We start from the raw sequence: 22106 nt of genomic DNA on the forward strand, positions 1-22106 counted from the left end.
CTTTCAATATTTTTTTGATAATCGGGGCTGAGAATGCTGCGTTTCGATGATTTGCAGTTGTTCGTCCGCGCGGCGGATCTGGGCAGCCTGTCGGCGGCGGCGCGGGTCATGGACATGTCCGCTGCGGTGGCCAGTGCGGCGCTCAAGCGCATCGAACAACAACTGGGCGCACGTCTGTTGGCCCGCTCGACGCGCAGCTTGCGCCTGACCGCCGAGGGTGAAGGCTTTCTTGAATACGCCCGCGCCGCCCTGGGTCAACTGGATGAGGGGCGGCGCTACCTGTCCAGTGCACAGGATCAGGTCAGCGGAATCCTGCAGTTGTCGGCGCCGTCGGATTTCGGTCGCAACCTGTTGCTGCCGTGGCTCGACGAGTTTCAGCGCGAGCACCCGAAGCTGACCGTGCGCCTGCTGCTCGGTGATCGCATCGCCGACCTGTTCCGCCAGCCGGTGGACATCGCCTTGCGCTACGGCGAGCCGGAAGATTCCAGCCTGGTCGCCTTGCCCATCGCGGCGGAAAATCGCCGAGTGCTCTGTGCATCGCCGGCGTACCTGGCACGCCACGGCGAACCGCGGCAACTCGAACAACTGGCTCAGCACAATTGCCTGCTGTACATGCTCGGCAGCCGGGTTCACGACCATTGGAGTTTTCATGACGGCAGACGCGAAGTCGGTCTGACGGTCAGCGGCGATCGCTTCAGCGATGACGCCGATGTGGTGCGGTTGTGGGCAGTGGCGGGGGCGGGCATCGCTTACAAGTCGTGGCTCGATGTCGGCGCGGATGTCCTCGCCGGACGCCTCAAAGTGTTGTTGCCGGAATTGCTCTGCGAGCGTGCACCACTGAATCTGTTGTGCGCCCATCGCGCGCAATTGAGTAAGCCGGTGAACCTTTTAAGGGAAATGCTCGCCAGCCGATGCGCCGAATTGAGTAGTCAATTTCCGCATTTCTCGAAAGTTGATCATTAGTCGCAGGCAATTAGCGAAATTTCTCTCAGAAACTATCACCATTCGTGTCAGCCACGGCGCAGGAAGCGGCGTGCATCCCGCTTATACTAGCGACCGCCTCAAACCTGCGCCGACAACCGGCCAGGGCAGAGTCCGGCCGGTTTTTCCGGGGGTGGACCAGAAGTGCACAAACGCCGCGGGCACTCCATTGACGGGTGCTGCATCACTGGCCTGCGTTGCTCCGGTTCATGGCGTTTTACGCGTCTTGGCCGACGACGCATTACTGGTCAAGATGTCTTCGAGCAGTAGACGATACGATTCAACAGGGAGTGAATACATGGAACATGCACCTTGCATCAGCCAGATCGCCACGCTGCTGGCCGACCCCAAGCGCAGCGCGATGATGTGGGCGTTGATGGATGGCTCGGCCCGCCAGACCGAGGAGCTGGCGCTGCTGGCAGGGTTGTCGCCATCGTCGGCCAGTGCGCATCTGGGGCGTTTGTCCGCCGGCGGTCTGTTGAAAGTAGAGGTCCGTGGGCGCAAGCGTTTTTTTCGCCTGGCTGCCCCGGAGATCGCTGCCGCCATCGAAGCCCTGGCCAGTGCCACGATCGCCAGTGCACCGCGGGAGGTGCCTCACGTATTCAAGCGCTCGACACCGCTCACCAATCCCCAGATCGCACCGTCATCGCTGCTGCGCGCGCGTTTTTGCGATGACCATTTGGGTGGCACGCTGGCCGCCGATCTGTATCAACGTCTGCTCGAAGCGGGCTGGATCGAACAGACCGAGCAGCGCGTCGTGGTAACCCTCAAGGGGTCGAACCAGCTGGCCAGCCGGGGCGTGTTCATCCAGGCGCTGGCCCATCGCAAGGCTCAGGTGGCGTGCGCCTGCCCGGACTGGAGCGAACGGCGTCCGCACATGGGGGGCTCTCTGGGAGCTGCGTTGTTGCAGCTGTTCATGCAGTCCGGCTGGCTGGTACTGCCCAAAGACTCCCGTGCCTTGCAGGTGACCCCGGCCGGGCAGCGGGAAATTCATCGTTTTGCCAAGGAAACCGAGCTGGAAATGGCGTAATAGAGCTTTCGCCGGCTGCCACTTCGACGCTGGCGTCGCCTGTGACTGTGAACAGGTCGCATCCAGAAAAAGCGCTGAACCGTTATCCCGCACACTCGATCGGCAAATATTGCGGATGGGGAGACGGGCCATGGATACGCGAAACTTCAGCGCTGCAGAACGACTGGAGCGCCTGCCGCTCAGCGGTTATCACCGCGTCATTTTCATCATCATTGCCCTGGCGTTCTTTTTCGACTCCATGGACCTGGCCATGATGACGTTCCTGCTCGGCTCGATCAAAAGCGAGTTTGGCCTGAGCAGTGCACAAGCCGGGTTGCTCGCCAGTTCGAGTTTTTTCGGCATGGTGCTGGGCGCATCGCTGTCGGGCATGCTCGCCGACCGTTTCGGACGCAAACCGGTGTTCCAGTGGAGCATTGTTCTGTGGGGTGTAGCCAGTTACCTGTGTTCGACCGCGCAAACGGTCGAGAGCCTGACGCTGTTCCGCATTCTGCTGGGGATCGGCATGGGCATGGAGTTTCCCATCGCTCAGTCGATGCTGTCCGAGCTGATTCCGGCCCGGCGACGGGGGCGTTATATCGCGTTGATGGACGGTTTCTGGCCACTGGGTTTTGTCGCAGCCGGGGTGTTGTCTTACTTCCTGTTGCCGTTGATTGGATGGCGCGACATCTTCCTGGTATTGGCAGTGCCGGCGGTCTTCGTGTTGGCGATCCGTTTCTTTATCCCCGAGTCGCCGCGCTGGCTGGAGCAGGCCGGGCGGCATGACGCGGCAGACAAGGTATTGGGTGCAATCGAACAGCGTGTGCGTGCATCGCTCGGTGTTGCGACGTTGCCGGAGCCTGTGCGCTTGCCACGAACGGTGACGCCACCGGGTAACTTCTTCTCGGCCCTCAAGCAGATCTGGTCGGCGCAATACCGCCAGCGCACCACGATGATCTGGAGCCTGTGGTTCTTCGCCTTGCTCGGTTTCTACGGACTGACCTCATGGCTCAGTGCATTGCTGCAACAGTCTGGGTTTGCCGTGACCCAGTCGGTGTATTACACCGTGCTGATTTCCCTGGGCGGGATTCCCGGTTTTCTGATGGCGGCATGGCTGGTGGAGCGCTGGGGGCGTAAACCGGTGTGCATTGTCACCTTGCTCGGCGGTGGGGTGATGGCGTTTCTTTATGGCCAGAGCGCGGTGTTCGGCGGCAACGTCGCGTTGCTGATCGGCACCGGGCTGTTGATGCAGTTCTTCCTGTTCGGCATGTGGGCGGTGCTCTACACCTATACGCCGGAGTTGTACCCGACGTCGGCGCGGGCCACAGGCTCGGGCTTCGCCTCGGCGATCGGTCGTGTCGGTTCGTTGCTCGGACCGCTGGTGACCGGCTTGGTATTCCCGATTACCGGGCAGGGCGGGGTGTTCGCCTTGGGGGCGTTGTGCTTCGCGATTGCGGCGGGGGTGGTGTGGCTGTTCGGGATGGAGACGCGGGGGAAAACGTTGGAGGAGCTGACTGAACCCCAGGTCGCAGGCTGAACACCCATCCAATTGCAGGAGTGAGTCTGCTCGTGATGGCGGAGTGTCAGTTAAAACAGGTGTATCTGACACTCCGCCATCGCGAGCAGGCTCACTCCTGCAGAGGTTTTGCGCTGCTGCTTACGGTTTTACCAGGCGCGCATCCAGGCTGTTCTGCGCCAGGCGTCTGGCCTGATCTTGCGTCATGCCCAGGTGTTCGTGCAGCGCATGGAAGTTCTCGGTGACGTAACCGCCGAAGTACGCCGGGTCATCGGAGTTCACCGTGACCTTCACCCCACGCTCGAGCATGTCGAGAATGTTGTGCTGCGACATGTGATCGAATACGCAGAGCTTGGTGTTCGACAACGGGCACACGGTCAGCGGGATCTGTTCGTCGATGATCCGCTGCATCAGGCGCTCGTCTTCCATGGCGCGCACGCCATGGTCGATGCGCTGGATTTTCAGCAGGTCGATGGCTTCCCAGATGTACTCCGGCGGGCCTTCTTCGCCAGCGTGGGCGACGGTGAGGAAGCCCTCGTGGCGGGCACGGTCGAACACGCGCTGGAACTTGCTCGGCGGATGGCCCATCTCGGAGCTATCCAGGCCCACAGCAACAAACGCATCACGGAACGGCAGCGCCTGGTCGAGGGTTTTCTGTGCTTCGTCTTCGCTCAGGTGGCGCAGGAAACTCAGGATCAGACCGCTGGTGATCCCCAGTTGCTGCTCGCCATCCTTCAGCGCGGCGGCGATGCCGTTGAGCACCACTTCGAACGGGATGCCACGGTCGGTGTGGGTCTGCGGGTCGAAGAACGGTTCGGTGTGAATCACGTTCTGCTCTTTGCAGCGCAGCAGGTAGGCCCAGGTCAGGTCGTAGAAATCCTGGGACGTGCGCAACACGTCAGCGCCCTGGTAATACAGGTCGAGGAATTCCTGCAGGTTGTTGAAGGCGTAAGCCTTGCGCAGGGTTTCGACGTCGTTCCACGGCAGGGCGATCTTGTTGCGCTCGGCCAAAGCGAACAGCAGCTCGGGCTCCAGCGAGCCTTCCAGATGCAGGTGCAGTTCAGCCTTGGGCAAGGCGTTGAGCCAGTCGTACATATTCTTTTCTCATCAGGTGCAATGACGGCATTCTACAGATGCTCGCCGAAACAATTGGCAAAACCTGACCAAGCGATCCATCACACGGCTTCCTGCTCGCGACGGTAGGCGTAGGTATCGGCGAAGCGCGAGAGCAGGAATTCGGCGCAGGTGGTGGCCGGATATTTCGCCGGATGCTGTGCGTCCTGACATCCGGGCAGGCATTCGATGCGCGTGTCCGGGTGTGGTTCGGCGAAGAACGGCATCGAATAGCGATCCACCCCCAGCGGGCTGATCACCCGATGCGGGGTCGAGCGATAACGGTCGTTGCTCCAGCGCGCCATCATGTCGCCGAGGTTGACCACGAAAGTGCCTTCGATGGGCGGCGCGTCAATCCATTCGCCGTTGACGCTCTTCACTTGCAGACCACCGGCACTGTCCTGATAGAGCAAAGTGATGCAGCCGTAATCGGTATGCGCGCCGGCACCTTGCTGCTCGTTACTGCTGGCGGTGTGGCGCGGCGGGTAGTGGATCATGCGCAGCACGCTGACCGGCTCAACGAAGCGCGAGTCGAAGAAATCGCGCTCGATGTCCAAGGCAATCGTCATCGCCCGCAGCAGGGTTTGCGCCAGCGCCTGCATGTCGAGGTAATGCTGCTCCATCAACGCCTCCCAGCCTGCTTGCGCCGGATGGCGATTGGGCCCGCGCAGCGGTTTTTGCGCGAGCACGTCGGGATGATCCGCCGACAGGTGCAGGCCCATGTCGAAGGTCTCTTTCAGATCGCTGGGTTTGTCCGGGTCGAGTTGTTCGGTGGCGATGGCGCCGTAACCACGGTGATGGCGGGTCTGGGTGATGTCGATCTTGAGTTTTTCTGCTGCCGGTTGCGCAAAGAAGCGCTGCGCGTGGTCGAGCAGCGAGTCGATGCGCAGCGCGCAAATCGGGTGGCCCTTGATGTAGAAGAAACCCCACTCGCGGCAGGCGCGGTCGATCTGTTCGGCGACGGCGGGCCAGGCGTTTTCGTCGTTGCTATAGAGCGGTGAGATGTCGATGACTGGAAGACTGTTCATACACAATCCTTGAAGACGCTGAAGATCCATTGTGGGAGTGGGCTTGCTCACGAAGGCGTCGTATCAGTTGATACATGAGTTGCCTGATGTAACGCTTTCGCGAGCAAGCCCGCTCCCACAGGGAATGGTGGTGGGGCCGGGATTACTTCGGCATCTCGGCCTTCATCCCTTCCACGTAATAGTTAATCGACGCCAGTTGCGCATTCGTCGCACTCACCCCCGCCGGGATTTTCTCGACCCCGGCCTGATCCTTGATCGGCCCGGTGAACGGCTGCAACGCGCCGCTCTTGATGTCGGCGATGATCTGTTCGGCCTCGGCTTTCACCGGCGCCGGTACCAGGTCGCTGATCGGCAGTTCAACCGTGCCTTCCTTCAGTCCGCCCCAGTAATCCTGCGACTTCCAGTTGTGGTCGATCACGCTCTGCGTGGCCTGAATGTAGTGCGGGGCCCAGTCGTTGACGATAGAGGTCAGCACCGCTTTCGGGCCGAAGTGCGCCATGTCCGAGGCGTAACCCACAGCGTACACGCCACGCCGTTCCGCCGCCTGGATCGGCGCCGGGCTGTCGGTGTGCTGGAACACCACGTCCACGCCCTGATCGATCAGCGCGTTGGCAGCATCGGCTTCCTTGCCCGGGTCGAACCACGAATTGACCCACACCACCTTGATCTCGGTACCGGGGTTGTACTTGTTCAGGGCCAGCTGGATGGCGTTGATGTCGCGGATCACTTCCGGAATCGGGAACGAGGCGACGTAGCCGATTTTTTTGCTCTTGGTCATCTTCGCCGCGAGGAAACCGCCGACATAACGACCTTCATAGGTGCGGGCCAGGTAGGTGCCGAGGTTCTTGTCCTGCTTGTAGCCGGTGGCGTGCTCGAAGGTCACCTTGGGAAACTGCTTGGCGACTTTCAGGGTCGGGTTCATGTAGCCGAAGGACGTGGTGAAGATCAGGTCGTAGTTGTCCTTGGCCATGTTGCGGATCACCCGCTCGGCGTCGGCGCCTTCGGCCACGTTCTCGACGTAATTGGTGGTGATCTGCGGGCCGAATTTTTCCACCAGTGCCTTGCGCCCCTGTTCATGCTGATACGTCCAGCCGTGGTCGCCGATCGGGCCGATGTAGACGAAACCGACCTTCAGCGGATCGGCAGCGCTGGCGCTCAGGCTGATCCCCAGACCGATGACGGCGCACAGCAGTTTGTGCAGCGGGCGTATTTGCATGAATTCGAACTCCATTTTGTTGTGGGTGGTCGGGGGCAATGCAAATTGCTGACCAACAGGACAACAAACAAGTCGAAACCGAGTTGCAGCCTTCGCGAGCAAGCCCGCTCTCACAGGAGATCGCATTCCAATGTGGGAGCGGGCTTGCTCGCGAAGAGGCCGGCAGGAACGATAAAAGTGCATGGCTGAAATCAACTGCCATCCACTGGTGCGCTAAGGTGTAACGAAACGTTAGCGCCACGCCGCAGTCAGTAGCTCATTCGAACCTCTCGGCAAAAAGGCCCGCCATGCTCACGATCCTCAAGCAAGAAAGCTTTCTGCTGCTGGCGGTGATTGCCGCGTGCGTCGCTTATCCGCTGGAACACTGGATGTTGCACAGCGGCCAGATTGTCGCGTTGATCTCTGGCCTGGTGCTGATCGCCTTCATTGTCGCCGCCTCGATGCGTGTCGCCCATCAGGCCGAACTGCTCGCGGAAAAAGTCGGTGACCCTTACGGCACGATGATCCTGACCCTCGCGGCGGTGCTGGTGGAAGTGGTGATCCTGGCGATCATGATGAGCAACGAAGCGTCGGCCACGCTGGTGCGTGACACGATTTATTCGGCGGTGATGCTCGATATCAACGGCATCCTCGGCCTCGCCGCGTTGATGGGCGGGCTCAAGCATGGCGAGCAGTCGTACAACGACGATTCGGCGCGCAGTTACAGCGTGATGATCCTCACCGCCATGGGTGTTTCGATGGTGGTGCCGGAGTTCATTCCGGCGGCCAACTGGAAGGTCTATTCGGCGTTCACCATCGGCGCGATGGTGGTGCTTTATGCGTTGTTCCTGCGGATGCAGGTTGGCCCGCACAGCTACTTTTTCAGCTACAGCTACCCGGACAAACGCCGCAAGAAAGAACCTGTCGAGGATGAACCAAAACCGCTGAGCCTGGCGTGGTCGATCGCCATTCTGGTGTTCGGGGTGGTGGTGATCGGCGCACTGGCCGAAGTGATGTCCAAGACCCTCGATCTGGGCCTGGAAGGCACGGGCGCACCGCCGGTGATCACGGCGATTCTGGTGGCGGCGATTTCGGCGGCGCCGGAGATTTTGACTGCGTTGCGGGCTGCGTTGGCCAACCGTATGCAGTCGGTGGTCAACATTGCGATGGGCGCGTCACTGTCGACGGTAATTCTGACCGTGCCGGTGATGGAAGCGATGGCGCTGTACACTGGCCAGCCGTTTCAAATGGCGATGACCCCGGTGCAGACGGTGATGATCTTCATCACGCTGATCGTCAGTGCGATCAACCTGAATGACGGCGAGACCAATGCCATCGAAGGCATGACCCACTTTGTACTGTTTGCGACGTTCATCATGCTCTCCCTGCTCGGTCTTTGAGCCCACCACAAAACCAGATGCGGGAGCGGGCTTGCTCGCGAAAGCGGAGTGTCAGCCAGCTCAAATGTTGACTGACAAGACGCCTTCGCGAGCAAGCCCGCTCCCACAGGTTTGATCAGCGGTGTATCAGGTGCCGGCGATCAACTGGCGAGCCGCCTGGCTGTGATCGGCAATCAGGCCTTTGAGATCCAGCCCTTCAACCTGACCATCAACCACACGCCACTTGCCGCCAATCATCACCCGATCCGCCCTATCGGCGCCGCACAGCAGCAACGCCGAAACCGGATCGTGGCTGCCGGAGAAACGCAGTTCATCCAGTTTGAACAACGCCAGATCCGCCTGTTTGCCCACCGCCAGTTCGCCGATGTCGGTACGCCCCAACAGGCTCGCCGAGCCCTTGGTTGCCCAACCCAGCACGCGCTCAGGAGTGATTTTCTCGGCGCCGTAACGCAGGCGCTGGATATACAGCGCCTGCCGCGCTTCGAGGATCATGTTCGATGCGTCGTTGGAGGCTGAACCGTCCACGCCCAGACCGAACAACGCGCCGGCATCGGTCAGATCGATGCTCGGGCAGATGCCGGAAGCCAGGCGCATGTTCGAGCTCGGGCAATGGCAGATACCGGTGCCGGCCTGGCCGAGGCGGGCGATTTCGTCCGGGTTGAAATGGATGCCGTGGGCCAGCCAGGTGCGCGGGCCGAGCCAGCCGACGCTGTCCAGATAATCGACGGTGCGCAGGCCGAAGCGCTGCAGGCAGAAATCTTCTTCGTCGAGGGTTTCCGCCAGGTGCGTGTGCAGGCGCACGTCTAGTTTGTTCGCCAGTTCGGCGCTGGCCGACATGATTTCCGGGGTCACCGAGAACGGCGAGCACGGTGCCAGCGCGATCTGAATCTGCGCACCGTCACCACGCTCGTGGTACTCGTGTATCAGGCGCTGACTGTCGTCGAGAATCACCTGACCTTCTTGCACGGTCTGCTGCGGTGGCAGGCCACCGTCCTTCTCGCCGAGACTCATCGAGCCGCGGGTGAGCATGGCGCGCATGCCCAGTTCACGCACGGTGTCGACTTGCACGTCGATGGCGTTTTCCAGGCCGTCCGGGAACAGATAATGGTGGTCAGCTGCGGTGGTGCAACCGGAGAGCAGCAGTTCAGCCAGCGCGACCTTGGTGGCGAGGGCGAGTTTTTCCGGTGTCAGCCGCGCCCACACCGGGTACAGGGTTTTCAGCCATGGGAACAACGGCTGATTGACCACCGGCGCCCAGGCGCGAGTCAGGGTTTGATAGAAATGGTGATGGGTGTTGATCAGGCCCGGCAGGATCACATGCTCGCGGGCATCGAACACTTCATTGCACGGCGTGGACGGTTGCTGACCGGCCGCGAGAACTTCGACGATGACGCCGTCTTGCAGCACCAGGCCGCCACGGGCATCGAGCGCGTTGGCTGTGAAAATGGCGAGGGGATTTTTTAACCAGGTACGGGTCGCGGGCATTTTGCCGGCTCCTCTGAAAGTTGGGTTCAGGGTTGCCAGCTCAGTGATGCCCTGTCTGCTGATCCAGGGTCGCCGCGAGGACGAGGTGCGCAGTGTCAAACAAATTGCTGCATCGGGCAAGCCCGACCCGACAGGACAACACACAATCCCGTTGTGGCAGCGGGCTTGCTCGCGAAAGCGTCGTCTCAGTTGGAACCTCTGGCGCAGACACACCGCATTCGCGAGCAAGCCCGCTCCCACATTTGCATCCTCGGTGCTTACCAGGGAATGGTTTCGCCCTTGTAGTTGATGAAGTGATGTCCGCCCTTGCCGGTATACGCATTCACCTGATCAACCAGCCCGCGGGTGCTGGTGTCTACATCAAGGTCAGCACCTTCACCCCCCATGTCGGTCTTTACCCAGCCCGGATGCAGCGATAGCACAGTGAGTTTCTGCTCGCCCAATTGCGTGACGAAGCTGTTGGTCATCGAGTTCAGCGCGGCCTTGCTTGCCTTGTACAGCGCCAGCTCCGGTGCGTCAGGTACGGTCACGCTGCCCAGCCCGGAACTCATGAACGCCAGCACGCCGCTGCCGTCGCGGATCTGCCCGACAAAGCGTTGCGCCAGATTGATCGGCGCCACGGCGTTGGTGAAGAACAGTTGGCCGACTTCAGCCAGTGTCGCGCCGCCCGGCGTCTGCACCTCCGGACCTTTGACCCCGGCGTTGACGAACAGCAGGTCGAAGGTTTCGCCCTTGAGCTGTTGGCTCAGGGCGATCACCGCCTGCTGATCGTCCATGTCGAGTTTCTCGATGCGCACCTTGCCCAGCGCTTGCAGCGCCTCGGCCTTCTGCGGGTTGCGCACGGTGGCGGTCACTTGCCAGCCATCGGCCAGCAGGGTTTTCACCAACCCGAGGCCCAAGCCACGGGAAGCGCCGATGATCAGTGCATGTTTTGCCTGGGGCATGATGGGTTCCTTGAAAGTCAGGGTACAGGATTCAATGGACACGCCTGACCGAGCCGTTGATGCAACTCTCGTCGCAACACATCGAGCTCGCTCATGCGGGTTTCGATCAATTGCAGTTTGTCGCGCAGCAGTTGTGCCACGGCATGGTCCGGTTCGGGCGCGTTCCACAATGCGGCGACGCTGTTGCCGATTTCGCCGAGGGTAAAACCCAGACGCTGCGCGGTCTTGATGTAGAGCACCAGTTGCAGCATTTCCGGCGGGTAGTCGCGATAACCGTTGGCACTGCGCTGCGCCGCGATCAACCCGCGCTGCTCGTAGAAACGCAAGGTATCGCGGCTGACGGCGCTGGCCTGGGCTAATTCACCGATGCGCATGCTGGGTCTCAAAAGAGGTCTTGACCCTGGAGCATACTCCAGGCTTTACCGTGGTTGCTCCTCAATTTTTGGAGCAAGGATGATGTGGACTTCGACCCAGTATCGCAATGTGGTGCGCGGCAGTGCCTGGTATGACCTGATCGTCACGGGCGCGTTTGCCACGCCGTGGAGTTTTGTCGCGTTGCATGGTTTTTTGACAGCGCTGAATTTGCCAGGTGAACTGCCGACGTTTCAGCCTGTGCATATGTTGATGGCGAATCTGTTGGGTTCGGTGGTTTGCGTGTGGGCGGTGCTGCGGATTCGTGATCCGCAACCGGTGTATGGGCGCTATGACGCGGTGGCGCGGTTTCTGTTTGCGGCCTGGCAGGGGTACGCCTTGGCCCATGGCGCCAGTTCATTGCTGGTGGGTTTTCTGGTCCTTGAACTGGCGTGGGGCATTGCTCAGGTGTTGCCTGTTCGGACGCCTTCGCGAGCAAGCCCGCTCCCACAGGTTTAGTGTCTTTGACGAGGACACGGACACTGTGGGAGCGGGCTTGCTCGCGAAGAGGCCAACAGGGTCACCGCTTTAATGCCCTGACTGCCACGGCTGCCCCAACGACACCGGCGCATACAGCCGAGTCCGGATCGCATCCCGCGACAACAGCACCAACACCACAATCGTCGCCACATACGGCAGCATCGCCAGCAGACTCGAAGGAATCGCCAGCCCCAACCCCTGCGCCACCAGGTGCAGGATGCTGGCGAGGCCAAACAGATACGCCCCGAGCAGCAGGCGCCACACCCGCCAACTGGCAAACACCACCAGCGCCAGCGCAATCCAGCCGCGCCCGGCGGTCATGTTTTCGGCCCACATCGGCGTGTACGCCAGCGACAGATACGCCCCGGCCAGCCCGGCCATCGCCCCGCCGAACAGCACCGCCAGGGTACGCACGGTCAGCACCGGCAACCCCATCGCACTGGCCGCATCCGGGTTCTCGCCAACCGCCTGAATGATCAGCCCGACACGACTCTTGATGATCACCCACGCCACCAGCGCAAACAGAGCGAACGACAGGTACACCAGCAGATCCTGAGCAAACAGCATCCGCCCGATCAGCGGAATTTCGCTCAAGTACGGAATCGCCAACGGCTCGAATCCGGCCAGCGGCTTGCCGACCCACGCTGCGCCGACAAAGGTCGACAGGCCCACACCGAAGATCGTCAGCGCCAGCCCGGTCGCGACCTGATTGGCGTTGAACACCAGCGCCACCAAGGCAAACAGCGAGGACAACAGCATCCCCGCTAGCATCGCCAGCAACACGCCGAGCCACAGGTTGCCGCTGTTGAGGGCGACGATAAAACCGATCACCGCGCCAAACAGCATCATCCCTTCCTGGCCGAGGTTGAGCACACCGCTCTTCTCGCAGATCAACTCCCCCAGCGCGACCAACAGCAGCGGCGTGCCGCAACGCACCATGGCGTAGAAAATATTGCTCAACAGATCGATATCCATCACAGCGCTCCGGCGGTTACGGCGGTGGTCGAGGTGCGCCGTGCCCAGCGCAGTTTCAGACGTGGCCGATAGAGAATCAGCACATCGCAGGCGAGCAGGAAAAACAGCATCATTCCCTGAAACAGTTGGGTGATGGCTTGTGGCAGATTGAGCGTCATTTGCGCACTCTCGCCGCCGATGTACAGCAGCGCCATCAGCAGGCTGGAAAACAGGATTCCGAGCGGATTGAGCCGGCCGAGGAACGCCACGGTGATCGCTGCGTAGCCGTAACCCGGTGACACCTGCGGCACCAGTTGGCCGATCGGCCCGGTCACTTCGCAGACCCCGGCGAGCCCGGCCAAACCGCCGCTGATCAACAGCGCGAGCCAGATCAGACGCTTCTCGCGAAAGCCGACGAACCCCGCCGCGCGCTTGTCCAGCCCGAGCACTTTGATCTGGAAACCGATAAAGCTTTTCTGCAACAACACCCACACCGCGACCAGCGCCAGCAATGCGAAATACACCCCGGCGTGTACCCGGCCATCTTCCATCAACAGCGGCAAACGACTGGCGTCACCGAACATTGCCGACTCGGGGAAGTTGTAGCCGGCCGGATCCTTCAACGGGCCGTGCACGCAGAACAGCAACAGGTTCAGCGCGATGTAATTGAGCATGATGCTGGTGAGGATTTCATTGGCGTTGAAGCGCGTGCGCAACCACGCCGTCAGTCCGGCCCAGGCGGCACCGGCGAAAGTGCCGGTGAGCAGAATCAGTACCAGCGCCCAGCGACTTTGCAGGTCGATGATGTTCACCGCCAATGCACTGCCGGCAAGCGCACCGAGCAGCAATTGACCTTCGGCGCCGATGTTCCAGATCCGCGCTTGATAAGCCACGGCCAGACCGAGTGCGCAGAGCAGAATCGGCAGTGCCTTGACCAGTAATTCGGAGACGCCATACAAGTCGCTGATCGGCGCAATCAACAGGGTGTGCAAGGTTTGCAGCGGATCATGGCCGAGGGCGATGAACAGCAGCGAGCCACAGCCCAGTGTCAGCAGCGCCGCCAGCAACGGCGAGCACCACAGCATCAGGCGCGATTGTCGGCCACGGGGTTCGAGGGAAAGCAGCATGGGGGGAAACTCCGTCAGAGCGTGGCCGATGAAGGCGTGTCGTTGAATTGCCCGGCCATCCAGCCGCCGACGTCGCTCAGCAGGGTGTCGGTGGTGTTTTGCAGCGGTGACAGTCGCCCGGCGCACAAGGCGCCGAGGCGGTCGCTGATCTGGAACAGTTCGTCGAGGTCTTCGGAAATCACCAGGATCGCCGCGCCGGCATCGCGCAAGGCAATCAGCGCACGGTGAATGGTCGCCGCCGCGCCAACGTCCACGCCCCAGGTCGGGTGCGCGGCGATCAGCAGTTTCGGTTGCTGGAGGATTTCCCGGCCGAGGATGAATTTCTGCAGGTTGCCCCCGGAGAGACTGCGCGCGGCGGTTTGCGTGTTTGGGGTTTTCACGCCAAAGCGCTGAATGATCTGTTGGGCGAGGGCTTCGACTTTGCTGCGTTCGATCAAGCCGTTGCTCACTAGTCCTTGTTGAAAAGCCGTGAGCAGGGCGTTGTCGGCGAGGCTCAATTCCGGCACCGCGCCATGCCCCAGACGCTCGGCCGGAACAAACGCCAGCCCGAGTTTGCGCCGCGCATCCGGGCGTAAATCAGCGACCGCTTGATCAGCAAAAGTAATCGTTGAAGCGTTGTCGCGCGGCAGGCGTTGTTCACCACTGAGCAGGGCGAGCAATTCGTCCTGGCCATTGCCCGCGACCCCGGCGATGCCGACGATTTCCCCGCTGCGCACCTGCAGGTTGATCTCGGCCAGCGAACAGCCGAACGGATCGGGGTTGTGCCAACTCAAGCCGCTGACCTGCAAAAACGCCGCGCCACCGCTGACCTTCGGGTACTCGCCAATCAATGCCGCCGCTTCGCCGACCATCAGTTGCGCCAATTGCTGGTCCGAGCGTTCAACCGGCACGCAATGCCCGGCCACCCGTCCGCCACGCAGCACCGTGGCGCTGTGGCACAACGCGCGCACTTCACCGAGTTTGTGGCTGATGAACAGAATGCTGCAGCCCTCGGCCGCCAGTCGACGCAGGGTGATGAACAACTCGTCCGCCTCTTGCGGGGTGAGCACCGAGGTCGGCTCGTCGAGGATCAGCAGGCGGATGTCCTGCATCAGGCAGCGAATGATTTCCACCCGTTGCCGTTCGCCGATCGACAGGCTGTGGACAAGTCGCTCCGGCTCCAGCGCCATGCCGTAGCGGCGCGACACGTCACGAATTTTCGGCTCCAGTTGTTTCGGCGTGCCGGCCTTGGCGCCCATCGCCAGGGCAATGTTCTGCGCCACGCTGAGGGTTTCGAACAGCGAAAAGTGCTGGAACACCATGCCGATCCCCAACTGCCTGGCCTGCGCCGGGTTGCGGATATTCACCCGCCGGCCCTGCCAGAGCATTTCGCCCGCGTCGGCTTGGGTGACGCCGTAGATGATCTTCATCAGGGTACTTTTCCCCGCGCCGTTCTCGCCGAGCAGGGCGTGGATTTCTCCGGGGGCGATGCTCAGGTCGATGGCGTCATTGGCCAGACAACCGGGGTAGCGTTTGCTGATGTGGCGCAGTTGCAGGCGCGGGATGGGACCGGTGCTCGTAGAAAGGGTGTGCATGACAGGCTCGTCTGGCTTGGCGGTGTACCTGTGGATAAAGCAATTTCCTGGCCATTGAGTCAGGAACACCCGCCATGGCGGTTGCCGCGCGCCTGAGGTAGAGCATCGCGCAGAAAAACGCTGGGCAGGCGGGCACCAATTCAGAGCAAAGCCGTTGATCAGGCTCCACTTTTGCACCGTGACAAACTGGTTAAAAAACGAGCAGTCGGGGCGAAGCTATGCAGAACCTGCGACTGCGCGAGCCATGAACGGGTTATCCACAGGTTGTTCCACAGTATTTGTGCGCAAGCCGAAAAGCCGGGCATAAGCAATGACCGGTTATCTTCTAATGGTGATAAACAGCGCTAACTGTTTGTTTTTACGTGGGATTAATCTTTTTTCATGTGTATTGGACGAAAAGTGAGCAAATCGCGCAAAGCCACGTGACAGAAGGGTTACAGCAGGATGTGCTCAGGTTATCCACAGTCGGGTGCACAGCAGATGTGGGCAAGTTACTGGAATAAGCCCTTTGTCAGGCGCCCCAAAAGATTGCAGGTTGTCAGCGCTGCAGCAGAATGCGTCCGCGACTCAGATCGGCCAGTTGGCTCTGCAACAAATCGATCTGCGCCGCGCCGACTGCCAGCTGCAATTCGACGCCGTTGGCGGTGAAGCTTTCATCAACCACCAAACCACCCAGATCCGCCACTCGCAGTTTCACCAGTGGCAACTCGGCAAAGCCGCAGGCGCAGCGCAGCGGCACCCGGCTGATCAACTCGATTTTTTCCGCATTTTGCAGGCACTTGTTGGCGCCGCCGCCATAGGCTCGGGCCAAACCACCGGTGCCCAGTTGAATGCCGCCATACCAGCGGATGACCAACACCGCGACCTGGTCGCAATCCTGCGCCTCGATCGCCGCCAGAATCGGCCGTCCGGCGGTACCGCCCGGTTCGCCATCGTCATTGCTGCGGTATTGATCACCGAGCTTCCATGCCCAGCAGTTGTGCGAGGCGTTCAAGTCGCTGTGTTGCTCGAAGAGCGCCTGCGCGTCGGCGGGGCTGCTGATCGGCGCGGCGAAGGTGATAAAGCGGCTTTTGCGAATCTCTTCGCGGTACTCGCAAAAACCGCTGAGGGTGAAAGGCATAAAACGTCTTATACGCAGGGGGTGAGGCCGCAGCCTTTGAGGATGATGCGGATCAGGTTGTTGCCGGCATCTTCCATGTCTTGCTTGGTCAACTTGCTGCGCCCGCTGACCCGGCAGATCTGCGTGGCGAAGTCGGCGTAATGCTGGGTGCTGCCCCATAGCAGGAAAATCAGATGCACCGGATCCACCGGGTCCATTTTGCCTGCGTTGATCCACGCCTGAAACACAGCCGCACGGCCCTGGAACCAGGCGCGGTAATCCTGGTTGAAGTATTCAGTCAGGCATTCGCCACCGCTGATCACTTCCATGGCGAAAATGCGCGAGGCCTGTGGCTGGCGACGGGAGAATTCCATCTTGGCGCGAATGTAGCGAGTCAGTGCTTCGGCCGGATCGTCTTCGGCGGTCAGGGTGTTGAAGGTGCTGTCCCACAGTTCGATGATGTTGCTCAGCACCGCCACGTACAACCCAAGCTTGTTGGTGAAGTAGTAATGCAGGTTCGCCTTGGGCAACCCGGCATTCTGGGCGATGGTGTTCATGCTGGTGCCTTTGTAACCATGACGGGCGAATTCGTCTTCGGCGGCTTTGAGGATGGTCTCTTCGTTCTTCTGACGAATGCGGCTGGCGGGTTTGCCGCCGTGAGCAGGGACTTCAAAGGTCATAGGCACTTCCGGTTTGTCTGTGGGTGCAACCAGTTGCGTTGATAGCGCACCCACAGGCATCCGACAAGTCCTGATGCAATAAAACCGTTACGCCTGTTCGATCTTGTTCATCGATGCGGCGGACTCGACGGCCGTGGTTCGCGCTTCCGGCAGCAACAGGCAGAGGATGATCGCGGTCAGCCCGCCGCTGGTGATCGCCGAGTCGAACAGGTTCTGCACCAGCTTCGGCAGCAGGTGCAACAGGTTCGGTTGCGCGGCGATGCCCAGGCCGACACCCAGCGAGGTGGCGATGATCAGCATGCTGCGCCGGTCCAGTGGCGACTGCGCCAGAATCCGTACCCCGGCCGCCGCGACGCTGCCGAACATCACCAGCGTGGCGCCGCCGAGTACCGGTTTCGGGATCTGCTGCAGTACCGCGCCGATCATGGGAAACAGGCCGAGACAAAACAGGATCGCGCCGATGTACAAACCAACGTAGCGACTGGCGACGCCGGTCAACTGGATCACGCCGTTGTTCTGCGCAAACGTGGTGTTGGGGAAGGCGCTGAAGGTGGCAGCGATCATGCAGCTCACACCGTCACCGAGTACACCGCCGCGCAAACGGCTTATATAAGAAGGGCCGTTGATGGGCTGGTGGGCGATCATGCAATTGGCGGTGAGATCGCCGACGGTTTCGATGGTGCTGATCAGATAAATCAGCGCGACGGGCAGGAACGCAGTCCAGTCGAAGCTGAAACCGAACCTGAACGGTGTCGGAAGACTGACCAGCGGCAGGTCGGGCAATGCCTGCGGAACCAGTTTGCCGCTGAACCATGCGGTCAGGCTGCCGAGCAGCAGTCCGATAATGATTGCCGACAGCCGCACCCACGGCGTGTTCGAGCGATTGAGCAGGATGATCGTCAGCAACACCATCAACCCCAGTGCCAGATTGCCCGGCGCGCCGAAGTCCGGCGCATTGAAGCCGCCACCCAGATCAGTGATGCCGACCTTGATCAGGCTGATGCCGATCAGGGTAATGACGATCCCGGTGACCAGTGGCGTGACGACTCTGCGCAACTGGCCGATGAAGCGGCTGAGGACGATCTGCACCACGGCCCCGAAAAAGCACACGCCGAAGATCATTGCCAGAATGTCCTGCGGACTGCCCCCGCGCTGCTTGACCAGAAATCCGGCCGACAGCACGGCCCCGAGAAAGGCAAAACTGGTGCCCTGCAAGCAGATCATCCCGGCGCCGATACCGAACGGGCGGCGCGCCTGAATAAACGTGCCGACCCCGGAGACCATCAGCGCCATGCTGATCAGATAGGGCAGGTGTGCGTTCAGTCCGAGGGCCGAGCCGATCACCAGCGGCGGGGTGATGATGCCGACGAAACTGGCGAGCACGTGTTGCAGGGCGGCGAGGATCGCGGCCGGCGGTTTGGGGCGGTCGTCGAGGCCGTAGATCAGGTCGCTGGACGGTGCGGAATCTGGCTGCATGGGCGTGGGCTTCTTGTTGAAGGATCGGGTTGATCCTGCACTGCAAAAAGCTGTCCACTTGCTCAGGTTATTGTTTGATTCATTTACTCAGGCCCAGCATGGTCGGGCCTCTGCTGGAATTCAGCGCGTTGCTGCCAGGCTTTCGAGAAAGCTTTCCAGCACCAAATGGGGGCGCCGGCCCTTGCGCGTGACCGATGCGAGGCTCAGGTCATAGAACCGTGTTGTCGACTTCAGTGCACGCAATCGACCTTGCTGCACCCACAGGCTGGCGTAGTGATCCGGCAGGTAACCGATGTAGCGCCCGGTCAAAATCAAAAACGCCATGCCCTCACGGTCAGATGCACTGGCCGTGCAATTGAGCGCCTGGTAATGCGCCTGAATCTCCGCCGGCAAACGAAAGGTCGGGGCAATCGCGTCCTGACTATTAAGGCGTTCGTCATCCAGTTGCTTGTCATCGACATAGAACAGCGGATGACCGACCGCGCAATAAAGCAGCGAACGCTCGCTGTACAACGGCTGATATTCCAGTCCCGACAGCGCACTGGCCTGCGGCACCACGCCGACATGCAGGCGGCCGTCGAGCACGCCTTGTTCGACTTCATTGGGGGCGATCATGCGGATCTGGATCTGCACGTCCGGCCCGCGCTCCTTCAACTGGGCGAGGGCATGGGTGATGCGCATGTGCGGCAGGGTGACGAGGTTGTCAGTCAGGCCGATGATCAATTCACCGCGCAAGTGCTGGTGCAGGCCATTGACCTCGGTGCGAAAACTCTCCAGCGCACTTAATAGTTGCAGTGCCGACTGATAAACCTCGCGGCCCTCTTCGGTCAGCGAGAACCCGGCACGGCCGCGCTGGCATAAGCGCAGGCCGAGGCGCTGTTCCAGATCGCTCATCTGCTGGCTGATCGCCGAGCGTCCGATGCCGAGCACGGTTTCCGCGGCCGAGAAGCCGCCGCATTCCACCACGCTGCGAAAAATCCGCAGCAAGCGAATATCAAAGTCACTGACCTGGGCCAGCGGATCGGGGCGGCGGCTGCTCATGTTGTTCTCATTGTTTAGCAGGGATCTAACTGAAGGTTAGAAAAGTTGGATTTCACCGACTTTATCCGCGTGGCAATTTAGCTGCAACAACGCTTTCTATCTCCCTGATGGTTATGCCCTGCGAGGTTTTGCCCGATGAACATGCCTGAAAACGCGTCGTCGCCACTGGCCAGCCAACTGAAGCTGGACGCGCACTGGATGCCGTACACCGCCAACCGTAATTTCCAGCGCGACCCGCGCCTGATCGTCGGCGCCGAAGGCAGTTGGCTGATCGACGACAAGGGGCGCAAGGTGTACGACTCGCTGTCCGGTCTGTGGACCTGTGGCGCCGGGCACACCCGCAAGGAAATCCAGGAAGCGGTCTCCAGACAATTGGGCACCCTCGATTATTCGCCGGGCTTCCAGTACGGTCACCCGCTGTCGTTCCAGCTGGCGGAAAAGATCACTGATCTGACCCCGGGCAACCTGAACCACGTGTTCTTCACCGACTCCGGCTCCGAGTGCGCCGACACCGCGGTGAAAATGGTCCGTGCCTACTGGCGCCTGAAAGGCCAGTCGACCAAAACCAAAATGATCGGCCGTGCCCGTGGCTACCACGGCGTGAACATCGCCGGCACCAGCCTCGGCGGCGTCAACGGCAACCGCAAACTGTTCGGTCAGTCGATGATGGACGTCGATCACCTGCCGCACACCCTGCTGGCCAGCAATGCATTCTCCCGTGGCATGCCGGAGCAGGGCGGTATCGCCTTGGCCGATGAGCTGCTCAAACTGATCGAACTGCACGACGCCTCGAACATCGCGGCGGTCTTCGTTGAGCCTTTGGCTGGCTCCGCTGGCGTACTGGTTCCACCACAGGGTTATCTGAAGCGTCTGCGCGAAATTTGCGATCAGCACAACATCCTGCTGGTCTTCGACGAAGTGATCACGGGTTTCGGTCGTACCGGTACCATGTTCGGCGCAACCACATTCGGCGTGACGCCGGACCTGATGTGCATCGCCAAGCAAGTCACCAACGGCGCGATCCCGATGGGCGCGGTGATTGCCAGCTCCGAGATCTACCAGACCTTCATGAATCAGGCGACGCCTGAATACGCAGTTGAATTCCCGCACGGCTACACCTACTCGGCGCACCCGGTGGCTTGCGCCGCAGGTCTTGCGGCACTCGATCTGCTGCAAAAGGAAAACCTGGTGCAGAGCGTCGCCGACGTCGCACCGCATTTCGAAAATGCCCTGCACGGCCTGAAAGGTTCGAAGAACGTCATCGACATCCGTAACTACGGCCTGGCCGGTGCGATCCAGATCGCGGCCCGTGACGGCGACGCCATCGTGCGTCCATTCGAGGCCGGTATGGCCCTGTGGAAAGCCGGGTTCTACGTACGCTTCGGCGGCGACACCCTGCAGTTCGGCCCAACCTTCAACAGCAAGCCGCAAGACCTTGATCGTCTGTTCGATGCGGTTGGCGAAGTGCTGAACAAGCTCGACTGATTTTCCCCTCTATATATACCTGCGAATAACAGGCGCCCCTTGCGGGCGTCTGTGCACAAGAATTCAGGAGTTTTCGATGAGCGTTATCCCGCATTTGATCAATGGCGAACTGGTGATCGAGAACGGTCGCGCGGTTGATGTGTTCAACCCGTCCACCGGTCAAGCGATCCATAAGCTGCCATTGGCCAGCAAAGAAACCATCCAGAAAGCCATTGATGCCGCCAAGGCCGCCTTTCCGGCCTGGCGCAACACGCCGCCGGCCAAGCGTGCTCAAGTGATGTTCCGCTTCAAGCAACTGCTGGAGCAGAACGAAGCGCGTATCTCCCAATTGATCAGCGAAGAACACGGCAAGACTCTGGAAGACGCCGCCGGTGAACTGAAACGTGGGATCGAGAACGTCGAGTTCGCGTGTGCAGCTCCGGAAATCCTCAAGGGCGAGTACAGCCGCAACGTCGGCCCGAATATCGATGCATGGTCGGACTTCCAGCCACTGGGCGTGGTCGCCGGTATCACCCCGTTCAACTTCCCGGCGATGGTGCCGCTGTGGATGTACCCGCTGGCGATCGTCTGCGGCAATTGCTTTATCCTCAAGCCATCGGAACGTGATCCAAGCTCCACGTTGCTGATTGCTCAACTGCTGCTGGAAGCCGGTCTGCCAAAAGGTGTGATGAGCGTGGTGCATGGTGACAAGGCTGCCGTGGATGCGCTGATCGAAGCGCCGGAAGTCAAAGCGCTGAGCTTCGTTGGCTCGACGCCGATTGCCGAGTACATCTACGCCGAAGGCACCAAGCGCGGCAAACGCGTGCAGGCACTGGGCGGGGCGAAGAACCACGCGGTGCTGATGCCGGATGCTGATCTGGATAACGCGGTCAGCGCACTGATGGGCGCGGCCTATGGTTCCTGCGGCGAGCGCTGCATGGCGATCTCGGTGGCAGTGTGCGTAGGTGATCAGGTGGCCGATGCACTGGTGGCCAAACTGGTGCCACAGATCAAGGCGCTAAAAATTGGTGCCGGCACTTCGTGCGGTCTGGACATGGGCCCATTGGTAACCGGTCAGGCACGCGACAAGGTCAGCGGTTATGTCGATGACGGCGTGGCGGCGGGCGCGACC

At 60.8% G+C, this 22106-nt stretch carries 20 protein-coding genes (1 of these 20 running past the window's edge); 7 read left to right on the top strand and 13 right to left on the bottom strand.

Translation table 11 applies throughout. From position 1 onward, the window contains the following. The first annotated feature begins 33 nt into the window (after window positions 1-33). The 3 genes from AC1UK9_RS03640 to AC1UK9_RS03650 all read left to right on the top strand — a co-directional run bounded on the left by AC1UK9_RS03640 (window position 34) and on the right by AC1UK9_RS03650 (window position 3524). Entirely contained in the window at window positions 34-963 is a 930-nt protein-coding gene (locus AC1UK9_RS03640) for a LysR family transcriptional regulator (protein ID WP_482579457.1), read from the top strand. Window positions 964-1279: 316 nt separating this feature from the next. Beyond that, window positions 1280-2011: an ArsR/SmtB family transcription factor gene (locus AC1UK9_RS03645; RefSeq protein WP_473014393.1), complete on the top strand. Its 732-nt coding sequence runs from the start codon at window positions 1280-1282 to the stop codon at window positions 2009-2011. A 130-nt stretch (window positions 2012-2141) separates the two neighbouring features. Further along, window positions 2142-3524, top strand: coding sequence for an MFS transporter (locus AC1UK9_RS03650; protein ID WP_473014394.1), 1383 nt, complete (start codon window positions 2142-2144; stop codon window positions 3522-3524). 120 nt (window positions 3525-3644) lie between these two features. On the opposite strand, the gene AC1UK9_RS03655 is transcribed toward AC1UK9_RS03650, so the two are convergent. From AC1UK9_RS03655 to AC1UK9_RS03665, 3 genes are all read right to left on the bottom strand, one after another. Beyond that, window positions 3645-4598, bottom strand: coding sequence for an adenosine deaminase (locus AC1UK9_RS03655; protein ID WP_482579460.1), 954 nt, complete (start codon window positions 4596-4598; stop codon window positions 3645-3647). 80 nt (window positions 4599-4678) lie between these two features. Then, on the bottom strand, window positions 4679-5644 hold the full coding sequence (locus tag AC1UK9_RS03660) for a 2-oxoglutarate and iron-dependent oxygenase domain-containing protein (RefSeq protein ID WP_482579462.1): 966 nt from the start codon (window positions 5642-5644) through the stop codon (window positions 4679-4681). A gap of 142 nt (window positions 5645-5786) precedes the next feature. Then, window positions 5787-6860 carry a BMP family ABC transporter substrate-binding protein gene (locus tag AC1UK9_RS03665; RefSeq protein WP_482579464.1) on the bottom strand — a complete coding sequence of 358 codons (1074 nt, stop codon included), beginning with the start codon at window positions 6858-6860 and terminating at the stop codon, window positions 5787-5789. Between the two features lie 287 nt (window positions 6861-7147). On the opposite strand from AC1UK9_RS03665, the gene AC1UK9_RS03670 reads away from it, so the two are divergent. After that, complete coding sequence (locus tag AC1UK9_RS03670) at window positions 7148-8239, top strand: calcium:cation antiporter (protein WP_482579466.1); 1092 nt, start codon at window positions 7148-7150, stop codon at window positions 8237-8239. A 126-nt stretch (window positions 8240-8365) separates the two neighbouring features. Here the strand turns inward: AC1UK9_RS03670 and AC1UK9_RS03675 are convergent, their stop codons facing one another. The 3 genes from AC1UK9_RS03675 to AC1UK9_RS03685 all read right to left on the bottom strand — a co-directional run bounded on the left by AC1UK9_RS03675 (window position 8366) and on the right by AC1UK9_RS03685 (window position 11042). Next, the gene (locus AC1UK9_RS03675; RefSeq protein WP_025111708.1) at window positions 8366-9724 is read right to left on the bottom strand and encodes an 8-oxoguanine deaminase; all 1359 of its coding nucleotides are present in this window, start codon (window positions 9722-9724) and stop codon (window positions 8366-8368) included. A 257-nt stretch (window positions 9725-9981) separates the two neighbouring features. Further along, window positions 9982-10668 (bottom strand): SDR family oxidoreductase, encoded by a 687-nt coding sequence (locus tag AC1UK9_RS03680; RefSeq protein ID WP_473014399.1) that lies wholly within the window; start codon window positions 10666-10668, stop codon window positions 9982-9984. Window positions 10669-10685: 17 nt separating this feature from the next. Next, window positions 10686-11042 carry a MerR family transcriptional regulator gene (locus AC1UK9_RS03685; RefSeq protein ID WP_482579468.1) on the bottom strand — a complete coding sequence of 119 codons (357 nt, stop codon included), beginning with the start codon at window positions 11040-11042 and terminating at the stop codon, window positions 10686-10688. 82 nt (window positions 11043-11124) lie between these two features. On the opposite strand from AC1UK9_RS03685, the gene AC1UK9_RS03690 reads away from it, so the two are divergent. Then, on the top strand, window positions 11125-11538 hold the full coding sequence (locus AC1UK9_RS03690) for a hypothetical protein (RefSeq protein WP_482580450.1): 414 nt from the start codon (window positions 11125-11127) through the stop codon (window positions 11536-11538). 69 nt (window positions 11539-11607) lie between these two features. Here the strand turns inward: AC1UK9_RS03690 and AC1UK9_RS03695 are convergent, their stop codons facing one another. The 7 genes from AC1UK9_RS03695 to AC1UK9_RS03725 form a co-directional block, all read right to left on the bottom strand. Further along, window positions 11608-12534 carry an ABC transporter permease gene (locus AC1UK9_RS03695; protein WP_025111704.1) on the bottom strand — a complete coding sequence of 309 codons (927 nt, stop codon included), beginning with the start codon at window positions 12532-12534 and terminating at the stop codon, window positions 11608-11610. Next, on the bottom strand, window positions 12534-13640 hold the full coding sequence (locus AC1UK9_RS03700) for an ABC transporter permease (RefSeq protein ID WP_473014401.1): 1107 nt from the start codon (window positions 13638-13640) through the stop codon (window positions 12534-12536). Before AC1UK9_RS03700 ends, AC1UK9_RS03695 begins: the two co-directional genes overlap by 1 nt. 14 nt (window positions 13641-13654) lie before the next feature. Further along, on the bottom strand, window positions 13655-15214 hold the full coding sequence (locus tag AC1UK9_RS03705; protein WP_482579471.1) for an ABC transporter ATP-binding protein: 1560 nt from the start codon (window positions 15212-15214) through the stop codon (window positions 13655-13657). Between the two features lie 538 nt (window positions 15215-15752). Beyond that, window positions 15753-16334, bottom strand: a complete 582-nt coding sequence (locus tag AC1UK9_RS03710) for an IMPACT family protein (RefSeq protein ID WP_482579473.1) — start codon at window positions 16332-16334, stop codon at window positions 15753-15755. An 8-nt stretch (window positions 16335-16342) separates the two neighbouring features. Then, window positions 16343-16993, bottom strand: a complete 651-nt coding sequence (locus AC1UK9_RS03715) for a TetR/AcrR family transcriptional regulator (protein WP_025111700.1) — start codon at window positions 16991-16993, stop codon at window positions 16343-16345. An 87-nt stretch (window positions 16994-17080) separates the two neighbouring features. Next, complete coding sequence (locus AC1UK9_RS03720) at window positions 17081-18469, bottom strand: uracil-xanthine permease family protein (protein WP_482579475.1); 1389 nt, start codon at window positions 18467-18469, stop codon at window positions 17081-17083. A gap of 120 nt (window positions 18470-18589) precedes the next feature. After that, complete coding sequence (locus AC1UK9_RS03725; RefSeq protein ID WP_007968115.1) at window positions 18590-19510, bottom strand: LysR family transcriptional regulator; 921 nt, start codon at window positions 19508-19510, stop codon at window positions 18590-18592. Between the two features lie 135 nt (window positions 19511-19645). Between AC1UK9_RS03725 and aptA the strand changes: the two genes are divergently transcribed. Both aptA and AC1UK9_RS03735 read left to right on the top strand, forming a co-directional pair. Continuing rightward, the gene (gene aptA, locus AC1UK9_RS03730) at window positions 19646-20995 is read left to right on the top strand and encodes an omega-aminotransferase AptA (protein ID WP_025111698.1); all 1350 of its coding nucleotides are present in this window, start codon (window positions 19646-19648) and stop codon (window positions 20993-20995) included. 76 nt (window positions 20996-21071) lie between these two features. Continuing rightward, on the top strand, window positions 21072-22106 hold the 5' portion of the coding sequence (locus AC1UK9_RS03735; RefSeq protein ID WP_473014405.1) for a CoA-acylating methylmalonate-semialdehyde dehydrogenase. The gene runs 459 nt beyond the window's last position; only the first 1035 of its 1494 coding nucleotides appear in the window; its start codon is at window positions 21072-21074; the stop codon falls past the right edge of the window.

This window comes from Pseudomonas sp. AK-TSAG1-1 (assembly GCF_056821665.1).

Bases quoted from the DNA above. Each gene is read 5' to 3' on its own strand.
- AC1UK9_RS03640 (WP_482579457.1), top strand. From the start codon at position 34: ATGCTGCGTTTCGATGATTTGCAGTTGTTCGTCCGCGCGGCGGATCTG.
- AC1UK9_RS03645 (WP_473014393.1), top strand. From the start codon at position 1,280: ATGGAACATGCACCTTGCATCAGCCAGATCGCCACGCTGCTGGCCGAC.
- AC1UK9_RS03650 (WP_473014394.1), top strand. From the start codon at position 2,142: ATGGATACGCGAAACTTCAGCGCTGCAGAACGACTGGAGCGCCTGCCG.
- AC1UK9_RS03655 (WP_482579460.1), bottom strand. From the start codon at position 4,598: ATGTACGACTGGCTCAACGCCTTGCCCAAGGCTGAACTGCACCTGCAT.
- AC1UK9_RS03660 (WP_482579462.1), bottom strand. From the start codon at position 5,644: ATGAACAGTCTTCCAGTCATCGACATCTCACCGCTCTATAGCAACGAC.
- AC1UK9_RS03665 (WP_482579464.1), bottom strand. From the start codon at position 6,860: ATGCAAATACGCCCGCTGCACAAACTGCTGTGCGCCGTCATCGGTCTG.
- AC1UK9_RS03670 (WP_482579466.1), top strand. From the start codon at position 7,148: ATGCTCACGATCCTCAAGCAAGAAAGCTTTCTGCTGCTGGCGGTGATT.
- AC1UK9_RS03675 (WP_025111708.1), bottom strand. From the start codon at position 9,724: ATGCCCGCGACCCGTACCTGGTTAAAAAATCCCCTCGCCATTTTCACA.
- AC1UK9_RS03680 (WP_473014399.1), bottom strand. From the start codon at position 10,668: ATGCCCCAGGCAAAACATGCACTGATCATCGGCGCTTCCCGTGGCTTG.
- AC1UK9_RS03685 (WP_482579468.1), bottom strand. From the start codon at position 11,042: ATGCGCATCGGTGAATTAGCCCAGGCCAGCGCCGTCAGCCGCGATACC.
- AC1UK9_RS03690 (WP_482580450.1), top strand. From the start codon at position 11,125: ATGTGGACTTCGACCCAGTATCGCAATGTGGTGCGCGGCAGTGCCTGG.
- AC1UK9_RS03695 (WP_025111704.1), bottom strand. From the start codon at position 12,534: ATGGATATCGATCTGTTGAGCAATATTTTCTACGCCATGGTGCGTTGC.
- AC1UK9_RS03700 (WP_473014401.1), bottom strand. From the start codon at position 13,640: ATGCTGCTTTCCCTCGAACCCCGTGGCCGACAATCGCGCCTGATGCTG.
- AC1UK9_RS03705 (WP_482579471.1), bottom strand. From the start codon at position 15,214: ATGCACACCCTTTCTACGAGCACCGGTCCCATCCCGCGCCTGCAACTG.
- AC1UK9_RS03710 (WP_482579473.1), bottom strand. From the start codon at position 16,334: ATGCCTTTCACCCTCAGCGGTTTTTGCGAGTACCGCGAAGAGATTCGC.
- AC1UK9_RS03715 (WP_025111700.1), bottom strand. From the start codon at position 16,993: ATGACCTTTGAAGTCCCTGCTCACGGCGGCAAACCCGCCAGCCGCATT.
- AC1UK9_RS03720 (WP_482579475.1), bottom strand. From the start codon at position 18,469: ATGCAGCCAGATTCCGCACCGTCCAGCGACCTGATCTACGGCCTCGAC.
- AC1UK9_RS03725 (WP_007968115.1), bottom strand. From the start codon at position 19,510: ATGAGCAGCCGCCGCCCCGATCCGCTGGCCCAGGTCAGTGACTTTGAT.
- aptA (WP_025111698.1), top strand. From the start codon at position 19,646: ATGAACATGCCTGAAAACGCGTCGTCGCCACTGGCCAGCCAACTGAAG.